This is a genomic window from Streptomyces sp. NPDC097617 (genome assembly GCF_044761485.1).
Lineage (GTDB): Bacteria > Actinomycetota > Actinomycetes > Streptomycetales > Streptomycetaceae > Streptomyces.
Genome location: NZ_JBIWCL010000008.1, coordinates 79539 through 104249, shown reverse-complemented (window position 1 = coordinate 104249; position 24711 = coordinate 79539). Strand labels below are relative to the sequence as shown.

The 24711-nt window shown below is 71.6% G+C and carries 21 protein-coding genes and 1 pseudogene; 12 read left to right on the top strand and 10 right to left on the bottom strand.

Annotated features, from left to right (window positions below; translation table 11 throughout):
* Nucleotides 1–80 precede the first annotated feature (80 nt).
* The 9 genes from ACIQZO_RS16065 to ACIQZO_RS16025 all read left to right on the top strand — a co-directional run bounded on the left by ACIQZO_RS16065 (nt 81) and on the right by ACIQZO_RS16025 (nt 9921).
* Nucleotides 81–305, top strand: coding sequence for a hypothetical protein (locus tag ACIQZO_RS16065; RefSeq protein ID WP_403626052.1), 225 nt, complete (start codon nt 81–83; stop codon nt 303–305).
* Nucleotides 306–407: 102 nt separating this feature from the next.
* Nucleotides 408–1232 (top strand): hypothetical protein, encoded by an 825-nt coding sequence (locus tag ACIQZO_RS16060; protein ID WP_403626049.1) that lies wholly within the window; start codon nt 408–410, stop codon nt 1230–1232.
* Between the two features lies 1 nt (nt 1233).
* The gene (locus ACIQZO_RS16055) at nt 1234–3132 is read left to right on the top strand and encodes a fumarate reductase/succinate dehydrogenase flavoprotein subunit (protein WP_403626046.1); all 1899 of its coding nucleotides are present in this window, start codon (nt 1234–1236) and stop codon (nt 3130–3132) included.
* The gene (locus ACIQZO_RS16050; protein WP_403626043.1) at nt 3129–3905 is read left to right on the top strand and encodes a succinate dehydrogenase/fumarate reductase iron-sulfur subunit; all 777 of its coding nucleotides are present in this window, start codon (nt 3129–3131) and stop codon (nt 3903–3905) included. The genes ACIQZO_RS16055 and ACIQZO_RS16050 overlap by 4 nt, the downstream gene beginning before the upstream one ends.
* Before the next feature lie 91 nt (nt 3906–3996).
* Entirely contained in the window at nt 3997–6120 is a 2124-nt protein-coding gene (locus tag ACIQZO_RS16045) for a TPM domain-containing protein (RefSeq protein WP_403626041.1), read from the top strand.
* A 38-nt stretch (nt 6121–6158) separates the two neighbouring features.
* The gene (locus ACIQZO_RS16040; RefSeq protein ID WP_403626038.1) at nt 6159–6878 is read left to right on the top strand and encodes a PspA/IM30 family protein; all 720 of its coding nucleotides are present in this window, start codon (nt 6159–6161) and stop codon (nt 6876–6878) included.
* 165 nt (nt 6879–7043) lie between these two features.
* A complete protein-coding gene (locus tag ACIQZO_RS16035; RefSeq protein ID WP_403626035.1) occupies nt 7044–7490 on the top strand; it encodes a hypothetical protein in 447 nt (148 codons plus the stop codon).
* A gap of 8 nt (nt 7491–7498) precedes the next feature.
* Nucleotides 7499–9379, top strand: a complete 1881-nt coding sequence (locus ACIQZO_RS16030; protein WP_403626033.1) for an alpha/beta hydrolase — start codon at nt 7499–7501, stop codon at nt 9377–9379.
* Nucleotides 9380–9456: 77 nt separating this feature from the next.
* A complete protein-coding gene (locus tag ACIQZO_RS16025; RefSeq protein ID WP_403626030.1) occupies nt 9457–9921 on the top strand; it encodes a hypothetical protein in 465 nt (154 codons plus the stop codon).
* Nucleotides 9922–9979: 58 nt separating this feature from the next.
* On the opposite strand, the gene ACIQZO_RS16020 is transcribed toward ACIQZO_RS16025, so the two are convergent.
* The 7 genes from ACIQZO_RS16020 to ACIQZO_RS15990 all read right to left on the bottom strand — a co-directional run bounded on the left by ACIQZO_RS16020 (nt 9980) and on the right by ACIQZO_RS15990 (nt 18245).
* The gene (locus ACIQZO_RS16020; protein WP_403626027.1) at nt 9980–12598 is read right to left on the bottom strand and encodes a SpoIIE family protein phosphatase; all 2619 of its coding nucleotides are present in this window, start codon (nt 12596–12598) and stop codon (nt 9980–9982) included.
* 199 nt (nt 12599–12797) lie between these two features.
* Nucleotides 12798–13226, bottom strand: a complete 429-nt coding sequence (locus ACIQZO_RS16015; protein WP_403626024.1) for an ATP-binding protein — start codon at nt 13224–13226, stop codon at nt 12798–12800.
* A gap of 153 nt (nt 13227–13379) precedes the next feature.
* Nucleotides 13380–13790 (bottom strand): (deoxy)nucleoside triphosphate pyrophosphohydrolase, encoded by a 411-nt coding sequence (locus tag ACIQZO_RS16010; RefSeq protein WP_403626021.1) that lies wholly within the window; start codon nt 13788–13790, stop codon nt 13380–13382.
* A gap of 41 nt (nt 13791–13831) precedes the next feature.
* Nucleotides 13832–14017, bottom strand: coding sequence for an SPOR domain-containing protein (locus ACIQZO_RS16005; protein ID WP_403626018.1), 186 nt, complete (start codon nt 14015–14017; stop codon nt 13832–13834).
* Between the two features lie 439 nt (nt 14018–14456).
* The gene (locus tag ACIQZO_RS16000; protein ID WP_403626015.1) at nt 14457–15209 is read right to left on the bottom strand and encodes a GntR family transcriptional regulator; all 753 of its coding nucleotides are present in this window, start codon (nt 15207–15209) and stop codon (nt 14457–14459) included.
* A 137-nt stretch (nt 15210–15346) separates the two neighbouring features.
* Nucleotides 15347–16516 carry a DUF4190 domain-containing protein gene (locus ACIQZO_RS15995; RefSeq protein ID WP_403626012.1) on the bottom strand — a complete coding sequence of 390 codons (1170 nt, stop codon included), beginning with the start codon at nt 16514–16516 and terminating at the stop codon, nt 15347–15349.
* A gap of 157 nt (nt 16517–16673) precedes the next feature.
* Nucleotides 16674–18245, bottom strand: a complete 1572-nt coding sequence (locus ACIQZO_RS15990) for a S8 family peptidase (RefSeq protein WP_403626009.1) — start codon at nt 18243–18245, stop codon at nt 16674–16676.
* A gap of 196 nt (nt 18246–18441) precedes the next feature.
* Here ACIQZO_RS15990 and ACIQZO_RS15985 point away from each other — a divergent pair, with 196 nt between their 5' ends.
* From ACIQZO_RS15985 to ACIQZO_RS15975, 3 genes and pseudogenes are all read left to right on the top strand, one after another.
* A complete protein-coding gene (locus ACIQZO_RS15985) occupies nt 18442–19554 on the top strand; it encodes a threonine synthase (RefSeq protein ID WP_403626006.1) in 1113 nt (370 codons plus the stop codon).
* Between the two features lie 197 nt (nt 19555–19751).
* Nucleotides 19752–20570, top strand: a complete 819-nt coding sequence (locus ACIQZO_RS15980) for an isocitrate lyase/phosphoenolpyruvate mutase family protein (protein ID WP_403626003.1) — start codon at nt 19752–19754, stop codon at nt 20568–20570.
* Nucleotides 20571–20584: 14 nt separating this feature from the next.
* Nucleotides 20585–21208, top strand: a pseudogene (locus tag ACIQZO_RS15975) (EamA family transporter); the annotation flags it as partial.
* 133 nt (nt 21209–21341) lie between these two features.
* On the opposite strand, the gene ACIQZO_RS15970 reads toward ACIQZO_RS15975, so the two are convergent.
* The 3 genes from ACIQZO_RS15970 to ACIQZO_RS15960 all read right to left on the bottom strand — a co-directional run bounded on the left by ACIQZO_RS15970 (nt 21342) and on the right by ACIQZO_RS15960 (nt 24658).
* On the bottom strand, nt 21342–22133 hold the full coding sequence (locus tag ACIQZO_RS15970; protein WP_403626000.1) for a trypsin-like serine peptidase: 792 nt from the start codon (nt 22131–22133) through the stop codon (nt 21342–21344).
* Complete coding sequence (locus ACIQZO_RS15965; protein ID WP_403625997.1) at nt 22130–23143, bottom strand: alpha/beta hydrolase; 1014 nt, start codon at nt 23141–23143, stop codon at nt 22130–22132. Before ACIQZO_RS15965 ends, ACIQZO_RS15970 begins: the two co-directional genes overlap by 4 nt.
* A 246-nt stretch (nt 23144–23389) precedes the next feature.
* Nucleotides 23390–24658, bottom strand: coding sequence for an alpha/beta hydrolase (locus ACIQZO_RS15960; RefSeq protein ID WP_403625994.1), 1269 nt, complete (start codon nt 24656–24658; stop codon nt 23390–23392).
* Between the last annotated feature and the right edge of the window lie 53 nt (nt 24659–24711).

Here is a 24711-nt window from a genome sequence, read left to right as displayed (position 1 = left end):
ACAACGGGGGACGGGAGGCGCGACACTCGCAGGCGCACATGAGCGTTGCCACCGCACCTTGGCGGAAGTGAGGGCAAATCATGTCCCTGCAAGACGATCTGAGTGCTGTACGGCGCAACCTGGACGAGCTGACGCGCAAGGTCGAGCGGCTGGAGAAGCAGGCCGCGCGGCAGAAGCCGTCGACGACGGCGACCGGTCAGGACCCGTCCCGGATGGTGACGGTCCCGGACACCCCGTACGACAGCTCCCTGTGGACGGACGCCGACGACGAGGGCCTGGGCGCCCGCGACCGCCGCGCCCCCTGAGCCCGCCCGTCACGGACGCGCATCCACCCACGCCCCGACCGGCCCGGCCGTCCTCGGCCCGGCCGACCGGCGCACCCCTCATCACTCCTCCCGGAGTCCCCTTTGGCCACAGGCACGGAACGACCCCAGCAGCGGCCCGGCGGCGTGCACGACGCCTCACGGGCCGCGATCGCGGCCCGGCACCTGCGGACCGACCGGTGGTGGCTGGCCCCCGCCGGCACCGCGGCCGGGCTGCTCGCCTTCATCGTCTACTCGACCTGGCGGGCCTTCGCCAACGCCGACTACTACGCGGCCCCGTACGTCTCCCCGTTCTACTCCCCGTGTCTCGCGGAGAACTGCGTCCCGATGAAGGGCGGGCCCAACTGGGAGATATTCGGCAGCTGGTGGGGCCTCTCCCCCGCCCTGCTGATCCTGATCTTCCCGCTCGGCTTCCGGCTGACCTGCTACTACTACCGCAAGGCCTACTACCGGGGCTTCTGGGCCTCGCCGCCCGCCTGCGCCGTCGCCGAACCGCACACGAAGTACACCGGCGAGACCCGCTTCCCGCTGGTCCTGCAGAACGCGCACCGGTACTTCTTCTACGCGGCGGTCCCGGTCGCCCTGATCCTCAGCTACGACACCGCGCTGACCTTCCGCGACGAGCACTACGCCTGGGGCCACATGGGCCTCGGCACCCTGCTCTTCCTGGTCAACATCACGCTGATCTGGGCCTACACCCTGTCCTGCCACTCCTGCCGCCACATCATGGGCGGCCGCCTCAAGCACTTCTCGAAGCACCCGGTGCGCTACCGGCTCTGGGGCTGGGTCAGCAGGCTCAACTCCCGCCACATGCTACTGGCGTGGGCCTCCCTGATCAGCGTGGCCCTGTGCGACTTCTACGTGTACCTGCTGGCGAGCGGCGCCTTCACCGACCCGAGGATCTTCTGAGATGGCTCAAGTGGAACGGCAGCAGTGGGACGTGGTCGTGGTCGGCGCGGGCGGCGCCGGGCTGCGCGCCGCGATCGAGGCCCGCGAGCGCGGCGCCCGTACGGCCGTGATCTGCAAGTCCCTGTTCGGCAAGGCCCATACGGTGATGGCGGAGGGCGGGATCGCCGCCTCCATGGGCAATGTCAACGAGCGCGACACCTGGCAGGTGCACTTCCGCGACACCATGCGCGGGGGCAAGTTCCTCAACCAGTGGCGGATGGCGGAGCTCCATGCGAAGGAGGCCCCGGACCGGGTCTGGGAGCTGGAGACCTGGGGCGCGCTCTTCGACCGGACGCCGGACGGGAAGATATCCCAGCGCAACTTCGGCGGGCACGAGTACCCGCGCCTCGCGCACGTCGGCGACCGGACCGGCCTGGAGCTGATCCGCACGCTCCAGCAGAAGATCGTCCAGCTCCAGCAGGAGGACTTCAAGGAGTACGGCGACTACGAGGCCCGGCTCAAGGTCTTCCAGGAGTGCACGGTCACCAGGGTCCTGAAGGAGGGGCGGAGGGTCTCGGGGGCCTTCTGCTACGAGCGCGAGTCCGGCCGCTTCTTCGTCCTGGAGGCCCCGGCGGTGGTGCTGGCCACGGGCGGGATCGGCAAGTCCTTCAAGACGACCTCCAACTCCTGGGAGTACACGGGCGACGGCCACGCGCTGGCGCTGCTGGCGGGCGCGCCCCTGCTCAACATGGAGTTCGTGCAGTTCCACCCGACCGGCATGGTCTGGCCGCCGTCGGTCAAGGGGATCCTCGTCACCGAGTCCGTGCGCGGTGACGGCGGGGTGCTGCGCAACTCCGAGGGCAAGCGGTTCATGTTCGACTACGTCCCCGACGTCTTCAAGGAGAAGTACGCGGAGTCGGAGGCGGAGGGCGACCGCTGGTACGAGGACCCGGACCACAACCGGCGCCCGCCCGAGCTGCTGCCGCGCGACGAGGTCGCACGGGCGATCAATTCCGAGGTGAAGGCGGGCCGCGGCTCCCCGCACGGCGGGGTCTTCCTCGACGTGTCCACGCGGATGCCGGCCGAGCGGATCAAGCGGCGGCTGCCGTCCATGTACCACCAGTTCAAGGAGCTGGCGGACGTGGACATCACGGCCGAGCCGATGGAGGTGGGTCCGACCTGCCACTACGTGATGGGCGGCATCGCGGTCGACTCGGAGTCCGCCGCCACCGTCGGGGTGCCGGGCCTGTTCGCCGCGGGCGAGGTCGCGGGCGGCATGCACGGCTCGAACCGGCTGGGCGGCAACTCCCTGTCCGACCTGCTGGTCTTCGGGCGGCGGGCCGGTCTGCACGCGGCGCGGTACGCCGTCTCCGCCGGACGTCCGGCGGTGGCGCGGTCGGAGATCGACGCGGCGGCGACCGAGGCGCTGGCCCCCTTCCACGCCGTGGAGGGCGCGGAGAACCCGTACACGCTCCACCAGGAGCTCCAGACGACCATGAACGACCTCGTCGGCATCATCCGGCGCGAGGGCGAGATGGCCGAGGCCCTGGAGAGGCTCGCGACCTTGCGCGTACGGGCCTCCCGGGCCGGTGTCGAGGGGCACCGGCAGTTCAATCCCGGCTGGCACCTGGCCCTGGACCTGCGGAACATGCTGCTGGTCAGCGAGTGCGTGGCCCGTGCGGCCCTGGAGCGCACCGAGAGCCGGGGCGGGCACACCCGCGAGGACTGCCCGTCGATGGAGCGCGGCTGGCGTCCGGTGAACCTGCTGTGCCGGCCGGTCGACCCGCCCCCGGCGGACCCTGCGGCCGACCGGATCGCCCTGGTCCGCACCCGCACCGATCCCATCCGCCCGGACCTGCTCGCGCTGTTCGAGAAGGAAGAGCTGGTCAAGTACCTCGCCGAAGAGGAGCTGTACGAATGAGTACGTACGACGCGAGCTTCCGGATCTGGCGGGGCGACGCGGAGGGCGGGGCCCTGCGGGACTTCACCGTCGAGGTGCACGACGGGGAGGTGGTCCTGGACATCGTCCACCGGCTCCAGGCCACCCAGGCCTCGGACCTGGCGGTGCGCTGGAACTGCAAGGCGGGCAAGTGCGGCTCGTGCAGTGCGGAGGTCAACGGCCGGCCGCGGCTGATGTGCATGACGCGCATGTCCACCTTCGAGCGCTCCGAGACGATCACGATCACCCCGCTGCGCGCCTTCCCGGTGGTGCGGGACCTGGTCACGGACGTGTCCTTCAACTATCTGAAGGCACGGGAGGTCCCTGCCTTCGTCCCTCCGGAGGGGGTACCGGCGGGCGCGTACCGGATGCAGCAGATCGATGTGGAGCGCTCGCAGGAGTTCCGCAAGTGCATCGAGTGCTTTCTGTGTCAGGACACCTGCCACGTGGTGCGCGACCACGAGGAGAACAAGGGCGTCTTCGCCGGTCCGCGCTTCCTGATGCGGGTGGCGGAGCTGGACATGCACCCGCTGGACGCGGCGGCGGACGCGGGCCTGGACCGCAAGCGCACGGCCCAGGAGGAGCACGGGCTCGGCTACTGCAACATCACCAAGTGCTGTACGGAGGTCTGCCCCGAGGGCATCAAGATCACCGACAACGCCCTCATCCCGCTGAAGGAGCGGGCGGTGGACCGCAAGTACGACCCGCTGGTCTGGCTGGGCAACAAGATCGGCCGCCGGGCCGACTCCCGGTAGGCGGAAACCCTCGGGTCCGGCACCCCGCCGGGTGCCGGACCCGGGGCGACTCCGCATGCGAGGGTACGTAACCACCCATACGCTCCCCATTGTGACTCCGCCGAGAAGCAGGCCGCGCCGCAGAACGTCCGTACGGGCCGCGCTCGCGCTCGCCGCCGGGCTGCTCGCGGTCGGCGGCTGGGGCGTCGCCGGGGCGCCGGCCGCACGGGCCGAGGATCCCGTCACCCTGTCCCGGCAGGGGCAGATCACCGACCGCGTGGGGGCCCTCGGCGACCGGCAGGGCGCCGTCACCGCCGCGCTCGACACGCTGTACGCGGACCGGAAGATCCAGCTCTTCGTCGTCTACGTGCAGGACTTCTCCGGGCGCTCGGCCCAGAGCTGGGCGGACGCCACCGCGCAGCGCAACGGCCTCGGCCAGAACGACGTGCTGCTGGCCGTGGCGACCGGAGCCCGCCAGTACGCCTATTCGGCCGATGTCGACTCCGGTTTCACCGAGCAGCAGCTCGCCACCGTCGCGCGGACCGCGATCGAGCCCGCCCTGAAGCAGAACGACTGGGCGGGCGCCGCCATCGGCGCGGCCAACGGCTACAACGCCGTACTCGGCGGGCAGCCCGTACCCGTACCGACCATCACCCCCGGCCCGGCCGATCCCGGCGGCGCGGCGGGCGGCGAGAACGGGGCCGGTGACTACGTGCTCCCGGTGGTCGCCGTCGGCGCGGCCGGGGCGCTCGCCGCGTACACGTACACCCGCCGCAAGCGGAAGGGCGCGGCCGGGGGCGGCCGCGGGACGACCACCGGGCCGGGCTGGCCGGAAGGGGCGCCGGACCGGCTCCCGCTGCCGGAACTGGACGGCAGGGCCAAGGCCCTGCTGGTGGAGACCGACGACGCGGTCCGCACCAGCACGGAGGAACTCGGTTTCGCCACCGCCCAGTTCGGCGAGGAGGCGACCCGCCCCTTCGTCACGGCGGTGGAGTACGCCAAGGACGAGCTGACGCACGCCTTCCGGCTGCGCCAGCAGCTCGACGACGCCTACCCGGAGGACGACGCCACCCGGCGCCGGATGCTCGACGAGATCGTGGCCCGCTGCACCGAGGCCAACCGGCGGCTCGACGCCGAGTCGGCGGACTTCGACCGGCTGCGGGACCTGGAGAAGAACGCCCCGCAGGCCCTCGCCGCCGTGGAGGCACACGTCCGCGACCTGACCGGTCGCACCGCGACCGCCGCGGCCACCCTGACCGCGCTGGCCGGACGGTACGCGGACTCCGCGTCCGCGCCCGTCGCGTCCAACGCCGGACAGGCCGAGGACCGGCTGCTGTTCGCGACGACCAACCTGGGCCAGGCCCGCGCCGCCCTCGACGTCGGCGAGAACGGCGCGGCGGCCGTGCACGTACGGGCCGCCGAGGGCGCGGTGGACCAGGCGGCGACCCTGGTGGACGCGGTCGAGCGGCGGGCGCAGGAGCTGGCGGAGGCGGCCGGGAAGCTGCCGGGCGCGCTGACCGAGACGGACACCGACCTCGCGGACGCCCGCGGGCTGCTCACCGGTACCGCGGAGGGCACCTCCACGGCGGACCTGCGCGGGCGGATCGGCCGGGCGGAGGCCGTACTGGCCGACGTACGGCAGGAGGAGGCGGCCGGCCGGTACGACCCGCTCGACGCCCTGCGCCGGGTCGAGGAGGCCGACGCGGCCCTCGATGAAGCCCTCTTCGGGGCGCGGGAGCGGGAGTCGGGGCGGCAACGGGCGGTGGCCCTGCTCGACCAGGCCATGCTCGCGGCGCGCAGTGCGATCGGCGCGGCCACGGACTACATCACGACCACCCGTGGCGCGGTGGGCAGCCAGGCCCGCACCCGGCTGGCGGAGGCGGGCCGGCACCTGGAGCGGGCGGTATCGGTCGCGGAGGCCGACCCGGCGGAGGCGCTGGCGGAGGCCCAGCAGGCGGACGCGCTGGCGCGGCAGGCGCAGCAGCTGGCGGAGCAGGACGTCCGCGGGTACCAGGACCCGTACGCGGGCCGGCGCTCCGGCGGCGGCACGGGCGGCGCCGTACTGGGCGGGATCATCCTCGGCGAGATCCTGCGGGGCGGCCGCGGCGGAGGGGGCTTCGGAGGCGGCGGCGGTTTCGGGGGCGGCGGGGGCTCCGGCAGAGGCGGCGGCAGCGGCCCCGGCTCCTTCGGCGGCGGCGGAACCCGCGGCCGCATGGGCGGCGGCGGCCGCTTCTGAACTGCACACCCACCGGTCCCGACCAGGAGAGACCCACCATGAGCAAGCAGACCATCCTCGGCCGTGTCACCCAGCTCGCCAAGGCGAACATCAACGCGCTGCTGGACCAGGCGGAGGACCCGCAGAAGATGCTGGACCAGCTGATCCGCGACTACACGAACAACATCTCGGAGGCCGAGCAGGCCGTCGCGACGACGATCGGCAATCTGCGGATGCTGGAGGCGGACCACAAGGAGGACGTGGAGGCGGCCGCCGAGTGGGGCGGCAAGGCCCTCGCGGCGAGCCGGAAGGCGGACGAACTGCGGGCGGCGGGGTCGGCGGCGGACGCCGACAAGTTCGACCATCTCGCGAAGGTGGCCCTGGGACGGCAGATCCAGTCGGAGAAGGAGGCGACGACCGCGGAGCCGACGATCGCCGCTCAGACGGAGGTCGTCGACAAGCTCAAGTCGGGTCTGGACTCGATGCGGAACAAGCTGACGGAGCTCCAGGCCAAGCGCGACGAGCTGGTGGCCCGGGCGAAGACGGCGCAGGCGCAGAACACGATGATGGACGCGGTGAAGAACATCGACGTCATGGATCCGACCAGCGATCTGAACCGCTTCGAGGAGAAGGTGCGGCGCGAGGAGGCGATGGCGCTGGGGAAGCAGGAACTGGCCGCGTCCTCCCTGGACGCCCAGTTCGAGGCCCTGGACGACCTCGGCAAGACCTCGGAGATCGAGGCCCGCCTCGCCGCCCTCAAACAGGGTCACGCCGCCTGACCGTTGCCGTAGGGAATCCGGGCGCGGCGTTAGCGGACGCTACGGGCCGCGACCCGGCCGTGCCTGCCCAGCGGGGTCAACACCACCCGGCAGGCGGGGGGCTGTCGAAGTATTAGGATCACCCGATCATTGCATTCGCAGAGTGTTACGGGGGCCCGGGTGAGCATGACGTCGTTCGACACGGAGTGGGTAGGGCTCAAACAAGGAACCGCGGCCGGCGCCGAGATGCGGCTGGCGAGTGCCGCGCCCGACGGCGGTGGCGGGGGCGGTGGTGAGGACCTCAAGTCCGACATGGCGGTCTGGAAGAAGGGCAGCCAGGACGTCGGCGAGCTGGTGACGGCCGTCAAGTCGGCCCTCACCGGCTTCGAGACCGGCCAGAAGGGCGCCGCCGTCACCGGCGTCGAGAGCGCCACCGCGCAGAGCGAGCTCTACCAGTCGTGGAAGACGTACCTCGACAGTCTGGTCGGCAAGTGCACCGCGCTCCAAGGACCGATGATCTCGGCCGGCAAGGGCCAGGTCTCCAACGACGAGACCCTGCACGGTGACTTCGCCCGCATGAACGACACGTACAAGGACACGCCTGCCACCGGCGGCAACGACGGGGGCCGGTGAGGGCGGGCATGGACTACGCGACGTTGAAGGCGCTCAAGCCGTCGGAGTTCACCGAGGCCGCCGACGGCTACCAGTCGGTCAGCGCGATGGCCGACCACGCCTACGGCAGCGCCGAGGGACAGATCTCGGCGCGGCTGCGGACCGGGCTCAGCGGCAAGGCCGTCGAGGCCGCCCTGGAGCAGTTGCGGGGCCTGGCGCAGAACTTCCACTACACGCAGGTCGAGTGCGGGCTGGCCGCCACCTCCCTGAACGCGCTCGCCGCCTCCCTCACCGAGGCGAAGCGGAAGCTGGGCGCGGCCGTGAGCGACGCCGAGGCCCAGAAGTTCTCGGTCGGCGCCGACGGTTCGGTGAGTTTCCCGCCGGGCGGGACGGAGAAGGACGGCAAGCTGCCCGAGGGCGGCACGGTCAGCGGCAGCGCCAAGGGCAAGCCGTCGGGGAACGTCATCGACCCCACCAAGGACGCCAACGACCTCTCCGCCGCCCTGGAACGCCAGGCCGCGAACATCCACCCCAACCCGAACTTCGGCAAGGCGGTGGACATAGCCAACCGGATCGCCCAGGCGGTCGCCGAGGCCACCGAGGCCGACACCCAGTGGGCGCCGCACCTGCGCAAGCTCAAGGCCGACGACGACCTGACCGTGTCCGACTCCGACTGGGCCGACGTCCAGGCCGACACCGGCGAGGTGCGTGCGGGAGCCAAGGACTACCTCGACCACATCAAGCCCCCGCCGCCCAAGGGCAGCGACCCGCAGTTGAACGCCGAGTGGTGGAAGGGCCTGTCGGAGGAGGAGAGGGAGGCCTGCATCACCCTGCAGCCGGCGAGCGTCGGGGCACTGAACGGGCTCCCGGCGGACGTCCGCGACAGCGCCAACCGTACGGTCCTCGCGGAGACGCACGGCGCCTACAGGACGGAGCTGAACGCGATCCCCGGGGAACCGCAGCCCAAGTACCACTACGTCCAGCACGGACGCGCCTGGATGCGCGAAGAGACCGACGAGTGGAGCGCCTGGAACGACAAGCACGGGGAGCGCCGGGCCCATCTGAAGGACCGCTTGGAGGGCATGGACACGATCCAGCGCCGCTTCAACGCCACGGGCGAGCGGGGACTGCCCGAGGCGTACCTGCTCGGATTCGACGCCGAGGCGAACAACGACGGCCGCGTGATCCTGGCCAACGGGAACCCGGATACCGCGGACCACACGGCGATCTTCGTACCGGGCACGAAGACGACCCTCGGGAGCATCGAGGACGAGGCCGCGAAGAGCGACGCCCTGTGGCATGAGTCCTCGGCACTGGCGCCCGGGCAGTCGGTGTCGACCATCACCTGGTTCGACTACGACGCCCCGAACACCATCCTCACCGAGGCTCCCCAGGACAAGTGGGCCGAACAGGGGGCGCCGACCCTGCGGCAGTTCCTCGACGGCAACCAGGCGGCCCATCAGGCGGCCACCGGCGATACCGCCCACACGACGCTCATCGGCCACAGCTACGGATCCACGCTGATCGGCGATACGGCGAAGTACCGCAGTGAGTACGCCGACAGCTGGGCCGATCCCATGCCCGTCGACGATGTGGTCGCCGTTGGCAGCCCCGGTATGCAGGCGGACCGCGCCGGAGACCTGGGCTTCCAGCCGAAGCACGTGTGGGCCATGGAAGGCGGGGGCGACGACAACGGGGTCACGCTCGGCGGCAGGCTCAGCGGTCTCGGTGACTGGGGGGTCATTCCCACGGACGAGCGTTTCGGTGCCAACAAGATGCACAGTGATTCCCCGGGCCACGGGAACTTCTGGGACGAGAACGACGGTAAGCCGTCTGTCAGCCTCACGAACCAGGCGGCCGTGATAGCCGGCCGGTATGGCAGGGTCGAGCTGGACAGGGAGGCTCCCTAATGGACCGCAGAAACAGGCGTAACGCCACGGCACTGGCGCTCCTGGGCGCCCTGACCCTCGCATCGGGATGCACTCTCATGGACGACGAATCCTCCTCCAAGCGCACGTACGACCCGCAGCCGCGCACTCATCCGGAGGTGGAGAAGGAAGTCGGCGACCTGTCGAGCAGGGCCCTCGACATGACGCAGGTCAAGGGCAAGGTGACGGAGGGGGGCCCGGCGACCTATCCCTGCGGCACCAGCGAGGAGAAGAAGAGCGGCCTCCGTTTCGTCCGGCACGCCTGGTCCGTCTACGGCGTGGACCACGCCACCCTCGACAAGGGCATGAAGAACCTCGCCGCGCAGCTGCCGGAGAACGGCTGGAAGGTCGTGAAGAACGGCCCGAACCCCAACACGGAGGCCAAGACACCCGAGGTCTTCGCCGTCCACGAGGCGACCCACACCCAACTCGAAGCCCGGTGGATGGACAGCTCCGACGGAGGCGAGAACCTGATCAACTTCGCCGTGTCCTCCCGGTGCTTCAAGGACACCGAACCGAAGTGACGCTCGTCCCCGGATCCGTCGGGTCCGGGGACGAGCGGGCACCCTCGGCGCCCGCCGGTCAGCCGTACATGCTCAGCAGCTGCTCGGCCGACAGTTCGGCGACGGCCTCCGCCGCCGCGCCGGGCAGCGGGAGTTCGAACCAGACCGTCTTGCCGCGGTGGGTGCGGCGCGTGCCCCAGCCCGCCGAGAGCAGGCCGACCAGCTGGAGCCCGCGGCCGCCCTCGTCCGTGTCGCGGGCGCGCCGACGGCGGGGCTGGACCAGGTTCGCGTCCCAGACCTCGCAGACCAGCGTGCGGTCCAGCAGCAACCGCAGCCGGATCTCGCCCTCGCCGTACCGCAGGGCGTTGGTGACCAGTTCGCTGACCAGCAGCTCGGTCGTGTCGAGCAGCCCCTCCAGGCCCCAGGCCGGGAGCTTCGCCCGGGCCAGCTCCCGGGCCCGGCCCACCGAGCGCGCCTCGCGCGGCAGTTGCCAGTCACCGACCGCGTCCACCGGCAGGCCCTGCACCCGCGCCATGAGCAGGGCGATGTCGTCCTCGCCGTGCCGGGTGTCGAGCGTGTTCAGCACGTGGTCGCAGACGTCCTCCAGCGGGCGGACCGGATCGGCGAGGGCCTCGCGCAGCCCGCGCAGGCCCTCCTCGAGAGGATGGTCGCGGGACTCCACGAGCCCGTCCGTGTAGAGGGCCAGCAGGGCGCCCTCCGGCAGATCGACCTCGACCTCCTCGAAGGGTTCGCCGCCCACGCCCAGCGGCATACCGGGCGGCACCTCCAGGAGCAGCGCGGGCCGCGGTTTCCCGGCCTCGTCCGGGGGTTCGACCAGGACGGGGGGCATGTGGCCCGCGTTGGCGATCGTGCAGCGCCGCGTCACCGGGTCGTAGACGGCGTACACGCAGGTGGCGAGGTACACCTCGGAGCGGTCCGCGTCCCGCGAGTGCAGGGCGGCCCGGGAGGCCTGCTGGGAGCCGCCGGGGGCGCCGAGCCCGCGGGCGATCTCGTCGAGGGCGGTCAGTACCTCCGCCGGTTCGAGGTCCAGCAGTGCGAGGGTCCGTACGGCGGTCCGCAGTTCGCCCATGGCGACGGCGGCCCGCAGTCCGCGTCCCATGACGTCGCCGACGACCAACGCCGTACGGTGCCCGGGCAGCTCGATGACGTCGAACCAGTCACCGCCGACCTCGGTGGCGGCATTGCCCGGCAGGTACCGGCAAGCGATGTCCAGGCCGGCCGCCTCCGGGTCGCCGGGGGGCAGCAGGCTGCGCTGGAGGATCAGCGCCCGCTCGCGCTCGCGCCGGTACAGCCGTGCGTTGTCTATGCATACGGCGGCCCGTGCGGCCAGTTCAACGGCCACCGCCCGGTCCCGTTCGCCGAAGGGTTCGCTGCCCTTGGTACGGGAGAACTGCGCGAGCCCGACCACCGTGTCGTGGGCGACCATCGGTACGACCAGCGTGGACTGGACGAGGTCCTCCGGTCCGCCGCCCTCGATCAGCCCCGGCCGGGCCGTACGCAGGGCCAACGCGCCCGGCGACGCGGCCGGGTAGCGGTGGATGTCGCCGACGGAGACCAGCGCGCCCGGACCGGACAGCGGGGCGTCGGAGACGGCGGAGGCGAAGGCCACCCGGCGCAGCGCGGCCGAGGGGGTCCGCGCCGGGCCCTGCCCGGGCAGGCTGGGCACGCCCGGGCCCTGCGGCCGGGCGGGCCGGTCGTCGTCGCCGAGCAGCAGGCCCTGGTAGAGGTCGACGGCGGCCAGGTCGCAGAAGCCGGGGACGGTGACGTCGAGGAGTTCGCGGGCGGTGGTCTCCAGGTCCAGGGAGTTGCCGATGCGGTGCCCGGCCTCGTTGAGGAGGGCGAGATTGCGCCGGACCCCGGCGGCCTCGCGGGCGGCGAGGTGGCGTCGGGTGACGTCGGTGCCGATCCCGGCCACGCCGATGGGGCGGCCGCTGCCGCCGTGGACGCGGTACAGGTTGATGGACCAGTGGCGGTGCTCCCGGCTGCCGGGGGCGGCGCCGGTGATCCGCAGATCGGTCACCGACTCCCCGGTGTCCAGCACCCGGCGCAGGGCGTCGGACATCCGGTCGGCCTCGTGGGCGGGCAGGTAGTCGTGCACGGTCCGGCCGCGGTGCTCCTCGGCGGCGCCCCCGAAGACGGTGGCGAAGCGGCGGTTGGCCCGCTGGACGGTGAGGTCCGTGCCGAAGAGCAGGAAGCCGAAGGGGGATTGGCCGAATATCGCCTGTGAGGCCGCCAGGTCGGATTCGATCCGCCGCAGTGCGCGTACGTCCACGACGACGCACAGCGCGGCCCGCTCGGCGGTCTCCGTCTGGGTGGGCATCACATAGATCTCGGCCACACCGTGCGCGCCGTTCCCGCCCGGGATCCGGAAGGGGATCAGGCCCGTCCACTCCTTGCCGTCGAGGATCTCGGCGACCCTGCGGTGCGCTTCGGGACGCAGCTCGGGCGGCATGAAGGCCTCGACCGGGTCGCGGCCCACGGTCTGGGAGGCCGTCAGGCCGAAGAGTTCCTCGGCGCGCAGGCTCCACTGATCGATGAGACCGTCGGGTCCGATCGAGAAGGATGCGACCTTTATGTAGTCATATATCGAGCCAGGCGGACTGCTGTGCCACAGGGCGTCGTGCCATGTCTCTCGCGGCACGTCGGTCTGATGTGCCTGCGCAGGTATCTCGCTCACGCGACCGTCCCCTCCAGCTCACCGCAACCGGACCGGCCATGACCGAAGTATTCAGCACCACGGCCCCGGACGGCACGGCGTTCACGATCACAGCACGGTCTCGATGATTTCGAGCCATGTCGCATGATCTCCCCCGAGCACCTCTCCCGGCCGACGCCGGGAGGTGTCCCCGAAAGGTCACACACCACCGTTCACCTTGTTACTCACCAGGAAGAGCCAACTCGAACCACACAGTCTTGCCCGACTTCCCGTGCCGGGTCCCCCAGCGCTGCGAGGAGACGGCGACGAGGTGCAGGCCACGGCCCCCCTCGTCCTCGTGGTCCGCCACCCGCTCGCGGGGCGGATCCGGAAGCGGATCGGAAACCTCCACAAGCAGGGCGGGCCCTCCCGCGGGGCTGTCGACGGCTGGATTGCGCCGTTCCAGACGGACGCCGATGGGGCCGGATGCGTACCGCAGGGAGTTGGTCACCAACTCGCTGACCAGCAGGACGGTCACATCGCCGACGACTTCGAGGCCCCAGGCGTGCAAGGTGCCGCGCACGGCGTGCCGGGCGGTGCGGACGGCACCGGGCTCGGCGGGGAAGGCCCACTCGGCGCACTCACCGTCTGTGTCGATCACGCCGATCACTTCCCGGGCCAGCAGCGACCCCAGTCCGGTTCGTCGGGGACGAAAGGGGGACGAGATAGGGATTAATAGCGACATACCCGATATTTGGGGCGTCGTACCACTCGATCCCTGCCCACCGGCGCACTGTGGCGCAGACGGCCTAGGCCGCGAGCGTCACGCGCCCCCGCCACCGTCCCGGCGCAGTCGGCGGCCGGCCTCGGCGACCGCGGGCCGGTCCTGGTCGAGCCAGTCCACCGACTCCAGCTCCTCCGGTCCGAGCCAGCGCAGCTCGTCGTGGTCCTCCAGCGGAGCGGGTTCTCCGGACAGCAGCCGGGCGGTCCACACGTGCAGGACGAGACCGGGCCGCAGCGGCCACTCCCCCGGGATCCGCTCCAGCGGCTCGGTCTCCACGCCGAGCTCCTCGCGCAGTTCGCGCACCAGCGCCTCGGGGACGGACTCACCCGGTTCGGCTTTGCCGCCCGGCAGTTCCCAGCGTCCGGCGAGCTCGGGCGGTGCGCTGCGGCGGGCGGCCAGCAGGCGCCCCTCATGACAAAGGGCTCCGCCCACGACCACTCGTACCGTCATGGGCGGAGCCTATGCCAGCGTCGTCAAGCACTGCGACGCTCTCAGTTCATCGTGGCGGTCTGACCGATCCGCTCGACCCAGTAGAGCTGCTTGTGTCCTCGGTCGTCGAGACTGTCGGCGACCTTCTGGGCCTCGGCCCGGGTGGGGTACCGGCCCACCCGGTAGCGGTTGCCGTTGTCGTCCTCACGTATGACCAGCCACGGGAGCAGGGCACCGCTGTCGTTCATCGCGCTTCACCCTCCGCCGACGTATCTGCCCGGGAAACCGCATTGTGCATATGCCCGAGCTTACGCCCGACCTTTACGGAGCGGATACGGTTTTTCACGAAGAGGTACCTCACAGGCGTACGCATCCGGCCATGCGTACGAGCGGGCCGTGCGCGCCGGTTCGAACGGCGCGCACCGGGGGCCCGGGCGGCGCCACCGTGCCCGCGGACGGCGGGCGTCCGCGCAGGTGGCGTCGAGAAGAAGGCGGGGCGGGCGGGGCGGATCCGGCCCCGCCGAGGGGGGCGCGGGTCCCGGCATGCGGACCGAACGGTCCGGGGACGCCGGGGCGGGGACGGCGGAGCGGATCACCATCGCGCCGAAACCCGCCGGGTCGACGGCGCACGCCGGGCGCGCGTGAACCCCCGGACAGCGCCCGGGGGTTCACGCGCCGGCCGGACGGCTACCGCACCGGGAGGTGGTACGCCAGGCGGTAGCGGTCCGCCGGGACCACCACGTCGGCCGTCTCCACGGCCCGGCCGGACGCGTAGTAGGTGCGGCCGATCACCAGCACCACGTGCCCGGGGACCCCGCCGAGGAGCATGATCTCCTCGGCCAGGCCGGGCCGCGCGCCGACCTCCTCCACCACGTTGTCCACGACGAAGTCGATCGCGGCCATCCGGTCGACCACCCCGGAGCCGCCCAGCGGCCCTTCCTCAGGCAGCATCACGGGAGTCCGGCCGGTCACGGCGAGGGGCTCCCAGGAGGTCGAGAGCATCATGGCCTCCCCCGCGTCGCGGAAGACGTACCGCGTGCGCATGACCCGCTCTCCCGGCTCGATGCCGAGCCGTTTCGCGATCTCCGCGGGCGCGCACGTCTGTTCGCTGCTCGACTCCCAGGTCCCGCGCGCGTCCGAGTCGGCCTGCTCCTGCCGGAACGGGGTCGAGGTGCCGCCCGTGCGGTAGCCGGCGCGGGCGACCCGCCGCGGGACGGGCTGTTCCCGTACATACGTGCCGGAGCCGGACCGGCCCTCGACCAGCCCCTCCGCCATGAGGACCTTGCGCGCCTCCAGGGCCACGGTGTCGGAGACGCCGTACTCCTCGCGGATGCGGGCCTGAGAGGGGAGCCGGGCGTGCGGGGGCAGAGAACCATCGACGATCTTCCGTCGCAGGTCCCCGGCCACGCGCAGATAGGCCGGCTGCTCACCGAAAGTCACTGGCCACTCCCATCAGGTTGACAGACAGCTACACCCTGGCAACCGATGGTTGAAGACCGCAAGCAAGGGCCAGAGTTTCACTCGAAGTGATGAAGTCACGTCACTCAAACCCGTTACCGTGCGTTATCCGGACGACGTCAGACCGCCTCCGACGAGGGACCCTCGACGGAGTCGTCGTCCGGCTCCTCCAGGTCGCCCTGGCTGTCCTCCAGCCACTGCGGAACCACCGTCGAAAGCCCGTACGCGCCGCGGAGTTCCTTCTCCGTCTCCACCGACATCGCGGCGAGTGCCCGGTCCCACTGCTTGTCGAACTCCTGTGCCGTTCTCGCCTGCGCGGCTCGCTGCCACTGCGCCCGCGCCGCCTCGATCTCCCTGACCTGCGCCGGAGCGGCCTTCTCCAGCCCCGGCCGGGCCGCGTCCTCCTGAAGGAGCTTCGCCTCGGTGCCCAGCGCCGCGCTCACCGCGCGCGCCCACGCCTGGTACTGCGCCAGCGCGTCCTCCACATCGTCCTCGGGAGGCCGGCTCATGACGAACTCGACGGCGTTGACGGCCCGCAGGAATGCCGACTGCTCGGGCCCCAGCATCCCGGCGTCCCGGCGAAGGCTGCCGCGCCGCTCCTCGTCGGTCGTGCCGATCACGCAGAGCAGCACCCGGTCCCCCTGGCGCCAGGACTGCCGCGAGGGCGCGTAGTAGAACATCTCCGCGTACTCGGGCAGCGCCCACGTGTCCATCGCGTACTCGTCCTGGGCCTTCCAGCACGCGTCCTCGGAGTTCCGGTCGGACCCGTCCGGCTCGGCTCCGTCCATCGTCTCCAGCACCTTCGACGCGGTGACCTCGCCGTGGTGGACCTGCGCACAGTCGATCCGGTACGTCACGGGCCGCTCGTCGATCAGGTCCCCGCCGGGCACGTTGAAGCAGTCGCCCGCCCGCAGGTCGCTCAAATCCGTGAGGGCGCCCTCGACGTCGGAGTACTCGCTCACCGGGTCGACCCGGTCGCCGACGGCCGCGAGGACCCGCCCCGCGGTCAGGGCCAGGACGCCGGTCATCATCACCGACACCACCAGACCGGTGATCGCCATGGCCTTGCCCCGGTCACCCCTCTTCGCGATCTGCACGAGGGCCGCGATGCCGAAGGCTATGCCGAGCGGCGGGAAGCACAGCAGCCCTGAGAGGAGCGAGGCGAGCGCGAACCCGTTGAGCGCCGGCGGATACGGCCCCTGGCCGGGCGGCGGACCCCAGCCCCACTGCGGGGACGGCGGGGGCCAGGAGTGGCCCGGTCCGGGAGGAGGGGTCGGCGTGGTGCTCACTGGGGCGGACTCCATCACAGGGGGCATCGCGGGGCGCGCCGCGTCGGGCGCGAACGAATGCGCGAAATAGTACGCAGCGGGGGCGACCGATCAGTCGGTCGCCCCCGCTGTTGCGCACGGCCGGGCCGGTGCCCGTGGCCGCCTGCCGCTCAGAACCTCAGAACTGGAGCGCCCAGGAGTCGATCTTCCCGGTGTCGCCGATCGAGTTGTCGTTCACGCGCAGCTTCCAGACGCCATTGGCCGTCTCCGCCGAGGCGTTCACGGTGAAGGTCCGGATGATGTTGTCGTCGGCGCCGTTGGCGCGGTTGTGCAGCGTGTAGACGCTGCCGTCGGGCGCGACCAGGTCCACCTTGAGGTCACCGATGTACGTGTGCTTGATGTCGATCGGGACCTGCAGCGCCGACGGGGCGTTGCCGACGACACCGCTGACCGTGATCGAGGACTCGGCGGTCGTGTTGTCGGACACCGCGACGTCGGCGGCGTTGTCGAAGCGCTTGCCCGGCGGGACGGGGCCCTGGGCGACGACGCGGAGCAGGCGGTTCGCAGAACCCGCGCCGCCCCCGGTCACCACGTTCGGGGTGGACGAGCCCACCAGGGCCGTGGCCACCTGGGTCGGGGTGCTGGCCGGGTTCTGCGAAAGGTAGACGGCGGCCGCGCCCGCGACGTGCGGCGTGGCCATCGAGGTGCCGTTGATCGTGTTGGTGGCGCTGTCGCCGGTGCCCCACGAGGAGGTGATGGCGGAGCCCGGCGCGAAGATGTCCAGCACGGAGCCGTAGTTGGAGTAGCTCGCCCGGGCGTCGGTGCTGGTGGTGGCGCCGACCGTGATGGCCTCGGTGACGCGCGCCGGGGACTTCTTGGAGGCATCGGTGGACTCGTTGCCCGCGGCCACCGCGTAGGTGATGCCGGAGGCGATGGAGTTGCGCACCGCCGCGTCGAGCGCGGAGTCCGCGCCGCCGCCGAGCGACATGTTCGCCACGGCCGGCTTGACGGCGTTGCGGGTGACCCAGTCGATGCCGGCGACGACCTGGGCCGTCGTGCCGTTGCCGCTGTTGTCGAGGACGCGGACGCCGACGATCTTCGCCTTCTTGGCCACGCCGTACGAGCCGCCCGCGACGGTGCCGGCGACGTGGGTGCCGTGGCCGTGGCCGTCCTGCGCGGTGCTGTCGTTGTCGATGGCGTCGTAGCCGTAGGAGGCGCGGCCGCCGAAGTCCTGGTGGGTGATGCGGACACCGGTGTCGATGATGTAGGCGGTGACGCCCTCACCGGCCTTGTCCGGGTAGGTGTAGCTCTGGTTCAGCGGCAGCGCGCCCTGGTCGACACGGTCCAGCCCCCAGGACGGCGGGTACGGCTGGGTGGTGTTGACGGTGAAGGTGCGGTTCTGCACGACCGACTTGACCGACGGGTCGGCGGCGAGCTTCCTGGCCTGCGTCTCGGAGACCTTGACGGAGTAGCCGTTGAGGGCGGCGCTGTAGGTCTTGTCGATCTTCGCACCGTAGCGCTTGGCGACGGCCTTGCCGCTGTCGGCGGTGGAGCGGGCCGCCGAGTCCTTCAGGGTCACTATGTAGCTGCCGGGTATGGACCCCGGGGCTCCGGCGTTCTGAATGACGCCCGGTGCACCGGCGCCGACCGCCGAAGCGGGAAGCGCGGCGGCCGAGGCGATCGCGAGGGCCACGACCGCGGTCGCGCTGATGCCGGCGAATCTCCGGCGTGTGTGACGCATCACGGGCATGTGACGGTCCTCCTCCTAGGTGGTGCTCTGCGAGGGGTGCGGCAGCGCCGCGAAAGCGTGATCATGACAACCCGGACGGCCCAACGGGCTGCCGAATCCGAACGGTTGACACACGCTCGGAGCGTCCAGAAGGGGAGAACGGGCGCGTAACATCCGTGCCATATACCGGCCATGATCGAGCGAAGGTGCTCCACACATGACGCACGCACCCCCCGGTTACATCTGCTCGGAGGACGGTACACGCGCGGACGTCCGGACTGCTCCTTGGGGGTGCCCCGTCTGCGGCGGACCCTGGGACCTCGATTTCACGCCGGACCCGGCCGCGGTGCTGGAACCGGCCGCCGGACCGAATTCGCTGTGGCGGTACGGGTCCGTACTCCCCCTGCCCGGGGCGTTCGCCGTATCGCTGGCGGAGGGGCACACTCCGCTGGTTCCGCTGGCGGAGCGGATTCACGCCAAACTCGACTACCTGATGCCCACCCTGTCCTTCAAGGACCGGGGCGCGGTGATGCTCGTGGAACTCGCCCGGCGCCTCGCCCCGGAGCGGGTCGTGGCGGACAGCAGCGGCAACGCCGGAACGTCGGTGGCCGCGTACTGCGCGCGGGCCGGGCTGGAGTGCGAAGTCTTCGTACCCGAGGGCACGTCGGAGAAGAAAACGGCACAGATGCGGGCGCACGGGGCGGCCGTCCGCGTGATCCCGGGCGGTCGTGAGGCCGCGGCGCAGGCTGCCCGTACGGCCGCGGACGCGCCCGGGGTCTTCTACGCGAGCCACGTGTTCAACCCGTACTTCCTGCACGGGACCAAGACGTACGTGTACGAGGTGTGGGAGGAACTGGGCGGCCGGCTCCCGGAGGCGCTGGTGGTCCCCGTCGGCAACGGCACCCTGCTGCTCGGGGCCGCGCTGGCCGTGGAGGAACTGGCCCGGCGCGGGGTCAGGCCGCCGGCCCTGATCGCGGTCCAGTCGCAGGCGGTGGCCCCGCTGGCCCGCGCCTTCGCGGCGGGCGCCGAGGACGCCGAACCGGTGGAGCAGCTGCCGACCCTCGCCGAGGGCATCGCCATCCCGGCACCTCCCCGCGCCCGCCAGATCCTGGCCGCGGTCCGCAAGTCCGGCGGCACCTTCCTGACCGTCCCCGACGACCGGCTGCGCGAGGCCCAGCGGGACCTGGCCCGCCGTGGCCTCTTCGTCGAGCCGACGGCGGCGGCCTGCTGGGCCGCGGTGGGCCCCTCGGCTCCCGACGACCCCCTCCGGGGCCGCACGGCAGTCCTCCCCCTCTGCGGCGCGGGCACCAAAGCCGACCCGGCCCCCTGACCAGCCCCACCAGCACCTGTTTCAGCCCCGCCGGCGTTTGAGGCGCGGGGTCCGGGGCAGCGCCCCGGCAACGGCGCCGCACGCACCCACGCACCGCCCAAGGCACCGGCCCCGGACCCGCCCGCCACCGCGCCACCGCCCACCTACATGTCGGAAATCCGCGAGCCCGACCCCGCCCGGTCTGGTGAACTGGCCCCATGACCAACCACGTTGATCTCGCCGCCAAGGCCACCGCGTTCGCGGCCCTGCACACCCCCACCACCCCCCTCGCCCTCGCCAACGCCTGGGACGTCGCCGGCGCCCGCATCGTCGAGGCCACCGGTGCCCCCGCCATCGCCACCACCAGCGCCGGCGTCGCCTGGTCCCTCGGGTCCCCGGACGGCGACGCCCTCGCCCGCGACCGGGCCCTCGACCTCGTCGCCCGCGTGGTCTGCGCCGTCTCCGTCCCCGTCACCGCCGACATCGAGGGCGGCTTCGGCGCCGACCCGGCCGCCGTGGGCGAGACCGTCACCGGGGTCCTCGCCGCCGGGGCGGTCGGCATCAACATCGAGGACGGCCACCGCGACCCCGCCGAGCAGATCGAGCGCCTGGCCGCGGCCCGCGCCGCGGCCGACGCCGCCGGGGTGCCGCTCTACATCAACGCCCGCGTCGACACCTACCTCCGCGGCTTCGGCGAGAGCGCCACCCGCCTGGACGACACCCTCGCCCGCGCCGCCGCCTACCTCCGCGCGGGTGCCACCGGCATCTTCGTGCCCGGCGTCCTCGACCCGGACACCGTCGCCGAGCTGGCCAAGGGCATCGACGCCCCCCTGAACATCCTGCTCGGCCCCGGCGCCCCGACCGTGGCGGCCTTCGGCGCCCTCGGCGTGTCCCGCGTGAGCCTCGGCTCCTGGGTCGCCGAAGCCGCGTACGCCGTGGTCCGCCGCGCCGCCGAGGAGCTGATCTCCGACGGCACCTACGGGGCGCTCGCGCACGCGCTCCCGTACGGCGAGCTGAACAGCCTGCTCAAGGGCTGAGATACCCGGAAGCCCTGGTCGCCCTCGCCGAGACCTCGGTGCCGTCCGGCCTCGCCGCGCTGCTGGTGGCGGCGGTGCCGATGTGGGTGGTGGTACTCCGGGCGAGCACCGGCGACCGGCCCCCGCGGCGCACCCTGGCCGGGGTGCTGGTGGGCCTCGCCGGGCTCGCGGTCCTGACCGGCCCCGGGCTCAGCGGGGCGGTGCGGCTGTCGGGGGTGCTGCTGGTGGTGGCGGGTTCGCTGTCGTGGTCGCTGGGCTCGTTCTCGGCGGCGAGGCTGAAGCTGCCGGCCAACCCCTTCACGGGCAGCGCCTACCAGATGCTCGTGGGCGGGGGCGCCGCCGTGGTCGTCGGCCTGTTGCGCGGCGAGCAGCGCGCTCTGGACCCGGCGGCGTTCTCCACCGCGTCCTGGCTGGCCCTGGGCTATCTGGTCCTGATCGGCTCGCTCGTCGGGTTCACGGCGTACGTGTGGCTGCTCCAGGCCGCGCCGTTGTCGCTGGTGTCCACGTACGCGTACGTCAATCCGGTCGTCGCCGTCGCGCTCGGCGCGCTGATCCTCGACGAAGCCCTGACCTGGCCGATCCTGGTGGGCGGCGGGATCGTGGTCGCGGCGGTGGGCGTGATCGTCAGTACGGAGCGCGGCAAGAAGCAGGGCGGGGCCCGCTCGACCGGATGCGCTCGGCCGGGCTGCGCACAGCCGGGAGGGCGCACCACCGCAAGGTCGCACCAACGGGAGGTCGGTCAGCCGGGAGGTCGCACAGCCGGGAGGCCGCTCAGCCCCGCGCGGCCTTCTCGTAGAGGGCCTTCGCGTGCTCGTCGAACAGCGCGGCCGTGGAGTCCACGTCCGTGTCCCCGCCGCTCAGCACCCCGATGAGCCGACCGGCACGGTCCGGTCCGCCCCGGTCGGCGATCCAGGGACTGCCGCTGGTCCCCGTCCAGAACCCGGCGCAGCTCATGTAGAGCATGTCGGGGTCGTCCTCGTCGTGGCGGGTCTGCGTCGTGCAGGAGACGGGCTTGTTCTGCGGATTGTGCTCGGACTCCGGGTAGCCGACGACGGTCACGTCCCGCTCGTACCCCGAGGTCCATTCGGGCTTCGGGGCCTCGGCGCCACCACCCACCGCCTCCTGGACGCTGCGTCCGCCCTCGTCCGGCTCGATGGTCAGGAAGGCGAAGTCGGCGGTGTCCTCGCCCCACTTCGACCAGCGGTCGTCCACGTGGATCGACTTCACCTTCCACACCCCCAGCGGCTGGGTGCCGGCGCCCTCGCCGGAGAAGGCCGGGGCGAAGGAGAGCTCGCCGATCGCCAGGCCGTCGTGGGCCACCTCGCCGGCCCGGCCGTCCTCGCCCGCGGGGGCCACGCAGTGCGCGGCGGTGGCGACGACGTTGCCCTCGGGGCTGTCGACGACGCTCGCCGTGCACCAGTGCTCGCCGCCCGCCATGAGTACTCCGACGGCGGGGAAGGGGAGCACCGGCCGTTCGCCGGGCGCCTCGATGAAGGCAACGGCGCACAGCGCCGCGATCGAGACGGCGGCGGCCGCCGATGCCCCCTTCACCACCGTGCTCATCGCACGCCGGCGTCGGGTGTCGGTCCCTTCATCACCTTGCTGATCCACTCCAGGGAGCCCTCCCTCATGCCGCGCACGTACGACTTTCCGTTGTGCTCACCATCCTGGATCACCTCCAGCGAGGTGTGCACGGGGCCCTTGCCGAAGTCGTTCATGAACTTCTCGGCCTTGTCGCGGCCGCTCTCCGCGGTACCGATCTGGAAGTTGATGTAGACGTCCGGACCGCCCGCGGCGATCAGCTTCGCGGCGAGCCTCTCCGGGTTGTCCGCGTCCATGGCCTGCGTGTTTCCCTGCCACAGCGGGGAGTCGGGGACGATGTCGACCCCGCTCGCGATGGCCGCCTTGAACCGGTCGGGGTGCTTCAGGACGTGCTTGAAGGCACCGAATCCGCCCGCCGAGGAGCCCATGAAGGCCCACCCGTCGCGTGAGGTGAAGGTCCGGAAATTGGCCTTCGTGAAATCCGGGACGTCTTCGACCATCCAGGTGCCCATCCTGGGCTGGCCGGGGATGTCCGAGGCATCGAAGTGGTGCTTGGTGTCGGCGTTGTGCACCGGCATGATCAGGATGAAGGGCAGGCTCGTACCGGCCTTGGCCCCGTCGCTCACGGCCTTCTGGAGGCCGAGGCCCGGACCCGTACCCCAGTAGTTGGTGGGGTAGCCGCGGCCACCGGGCAGGGAGATCAGGACCGGGAAACCGCTCCTGGCGTACCTCGGATCGTCGTACTCCTTGGGCACCCACACCCACACGTCACCCGTGAAGCCGGACTTCTTCCCGGTGAGCGTGGTCCGGCCGATCTGGGTGCCGTCCGGCATCCGGAAGGTACGGACGAACGAGGCCTTCGGCCCGGTCGGCATCAGCACCTCGGGCGGCACGTCGGCGGCGGCGACGGCCTTCTCCTGGACCTTTCCGAAGGAGACCGGATCCCCTATGTCCGAGAAGAGGCCGAACTTGTACGCTGCCGCTCCGCCTCCGGCGAGGGTGAGCGCGAGGCCGCCGCTGATGAGAGTCATGCGCAGGCGGTGGGGGCGACGGCCGCCCTGGGTCATGGGGTTGCCGTCGCCTTGCTGGTCATGCTGCACGGTTTTTGTCCCGTTCCTTCTCCGGCGCTCACCGAGGAGCGCGGGTCGGACCGATCGGTCCCCCTTACACCCTTTACAGAGGTATGAACGACGGGATGGGTTGCCTGGGACGGGCGGGACGTGGCGAGCACCACGCGGAGGGGCCAAGCCCCGCCGACTCCGGTCAGGCGGCCTCGGTCAGCCGGCGTCGGGCTTCGGTCCCTTGAGGACCTTGCTGACCCACTCCAGGGAGCCTTCCTTCATGCCCCGGACGTAGTGCCAGCCGTTGTGTTCGCCGTTCTGGATGTCGCGGATGGTCATCTTGACGGGCCCCTTGCCGTACTGCTGCTGGAACTTCGTCATCCGCTCCTTCCCGCTCTCCTTCGTGCCGATCTGGAAGTTGATGTAGACCTCGGGACCCTTGGTGTCGATCAGCTTCTGGGCGAGCTTCTCCGGGTTGTTCGCGTCCATCTCCGCCTGGTGGCCCTTCCACAGCGGGGAGTCCGGAACGATCTCGCCACCGCTGGCGATCACGGCCTTGAACCGGTCCGGGTGCTGCAGGACGGTCTTCATGCCGACGAAGGCGCCGGAGGAGGAGCCCATGAAGGCCCAGCCGTCGCGGGACTTGTACGTACGGAAGTTGGCCTTGGCGAAGTCCGGGACGTCCTCGGCGATCCAGGTGCCCATCTTGGCCTGGCCGGGGATGTCGGAGCCGTCGTAGTAGTACTTGGCGTCCGGGTTGAGCACCGGCATGATCACGATGAACGGCAGGCTGGTGCCGGCCTTGACGCCTTCGGTGACGGCCTTCTGCAGGCCGAGGCTGCGGTCGGCCCAGTAGTTCTCGGGGAAGCCGTTGCCGCCGGGGAGGGCGATGAGGACCGGGAAGCCGCTCTTGGCGTACTTCGGGTCGTCGTACTCCTTGGGCGCCCACACCCAGACGTCGCCCTCGAAACCGGACTTCGCGCCCGCGAGGCGGGTCTTGGCGATGATCGTGCCGTCGTCGAGCTTGGTGGTCTGCTTGAAACCGGACTTGGGGCCGGTCGGCATGAGCACGTCCGGGTCGCCGGAGGGCTTGGCCTCGACCGCGGGGGCGGTCGGTTCCGTTTTTCCCGCAGCCGGGGGCGGGGCGTTCTTGCCGAAGCTGACGGCCTCGCCGTTGCCGGAGAACCAGTCGAGCTTCCAGGCCGCGAACCCGCCGCCGAGCAGGAGCGCGAGAGCGACCGTCGCGCTGATCCATATTCGGCGCCGGGAGCGCCGCGGCTGCGTCTCGGTTCCGGGGCCGGACTGCTGGTACTGGTAGGGCGGAGGCTGCTGCGGCGGTCCCGGGTACCCGGGGAAGTCCTGACGGTGATCGTGCTGAGGGCTCTGCTGATGGCCCTGGTGAGGGCTCTGCTCCTGCCCGGGGGGCGGGTACTCCGGGTACGACGGCCGGTCATCGGGCCGCGGGCGCTGCGGGTACTCGTGCACGAACTTCGCTCCGAACGGTCATGACTGCCCCCGAGGGCAGAACGGCTGGACAT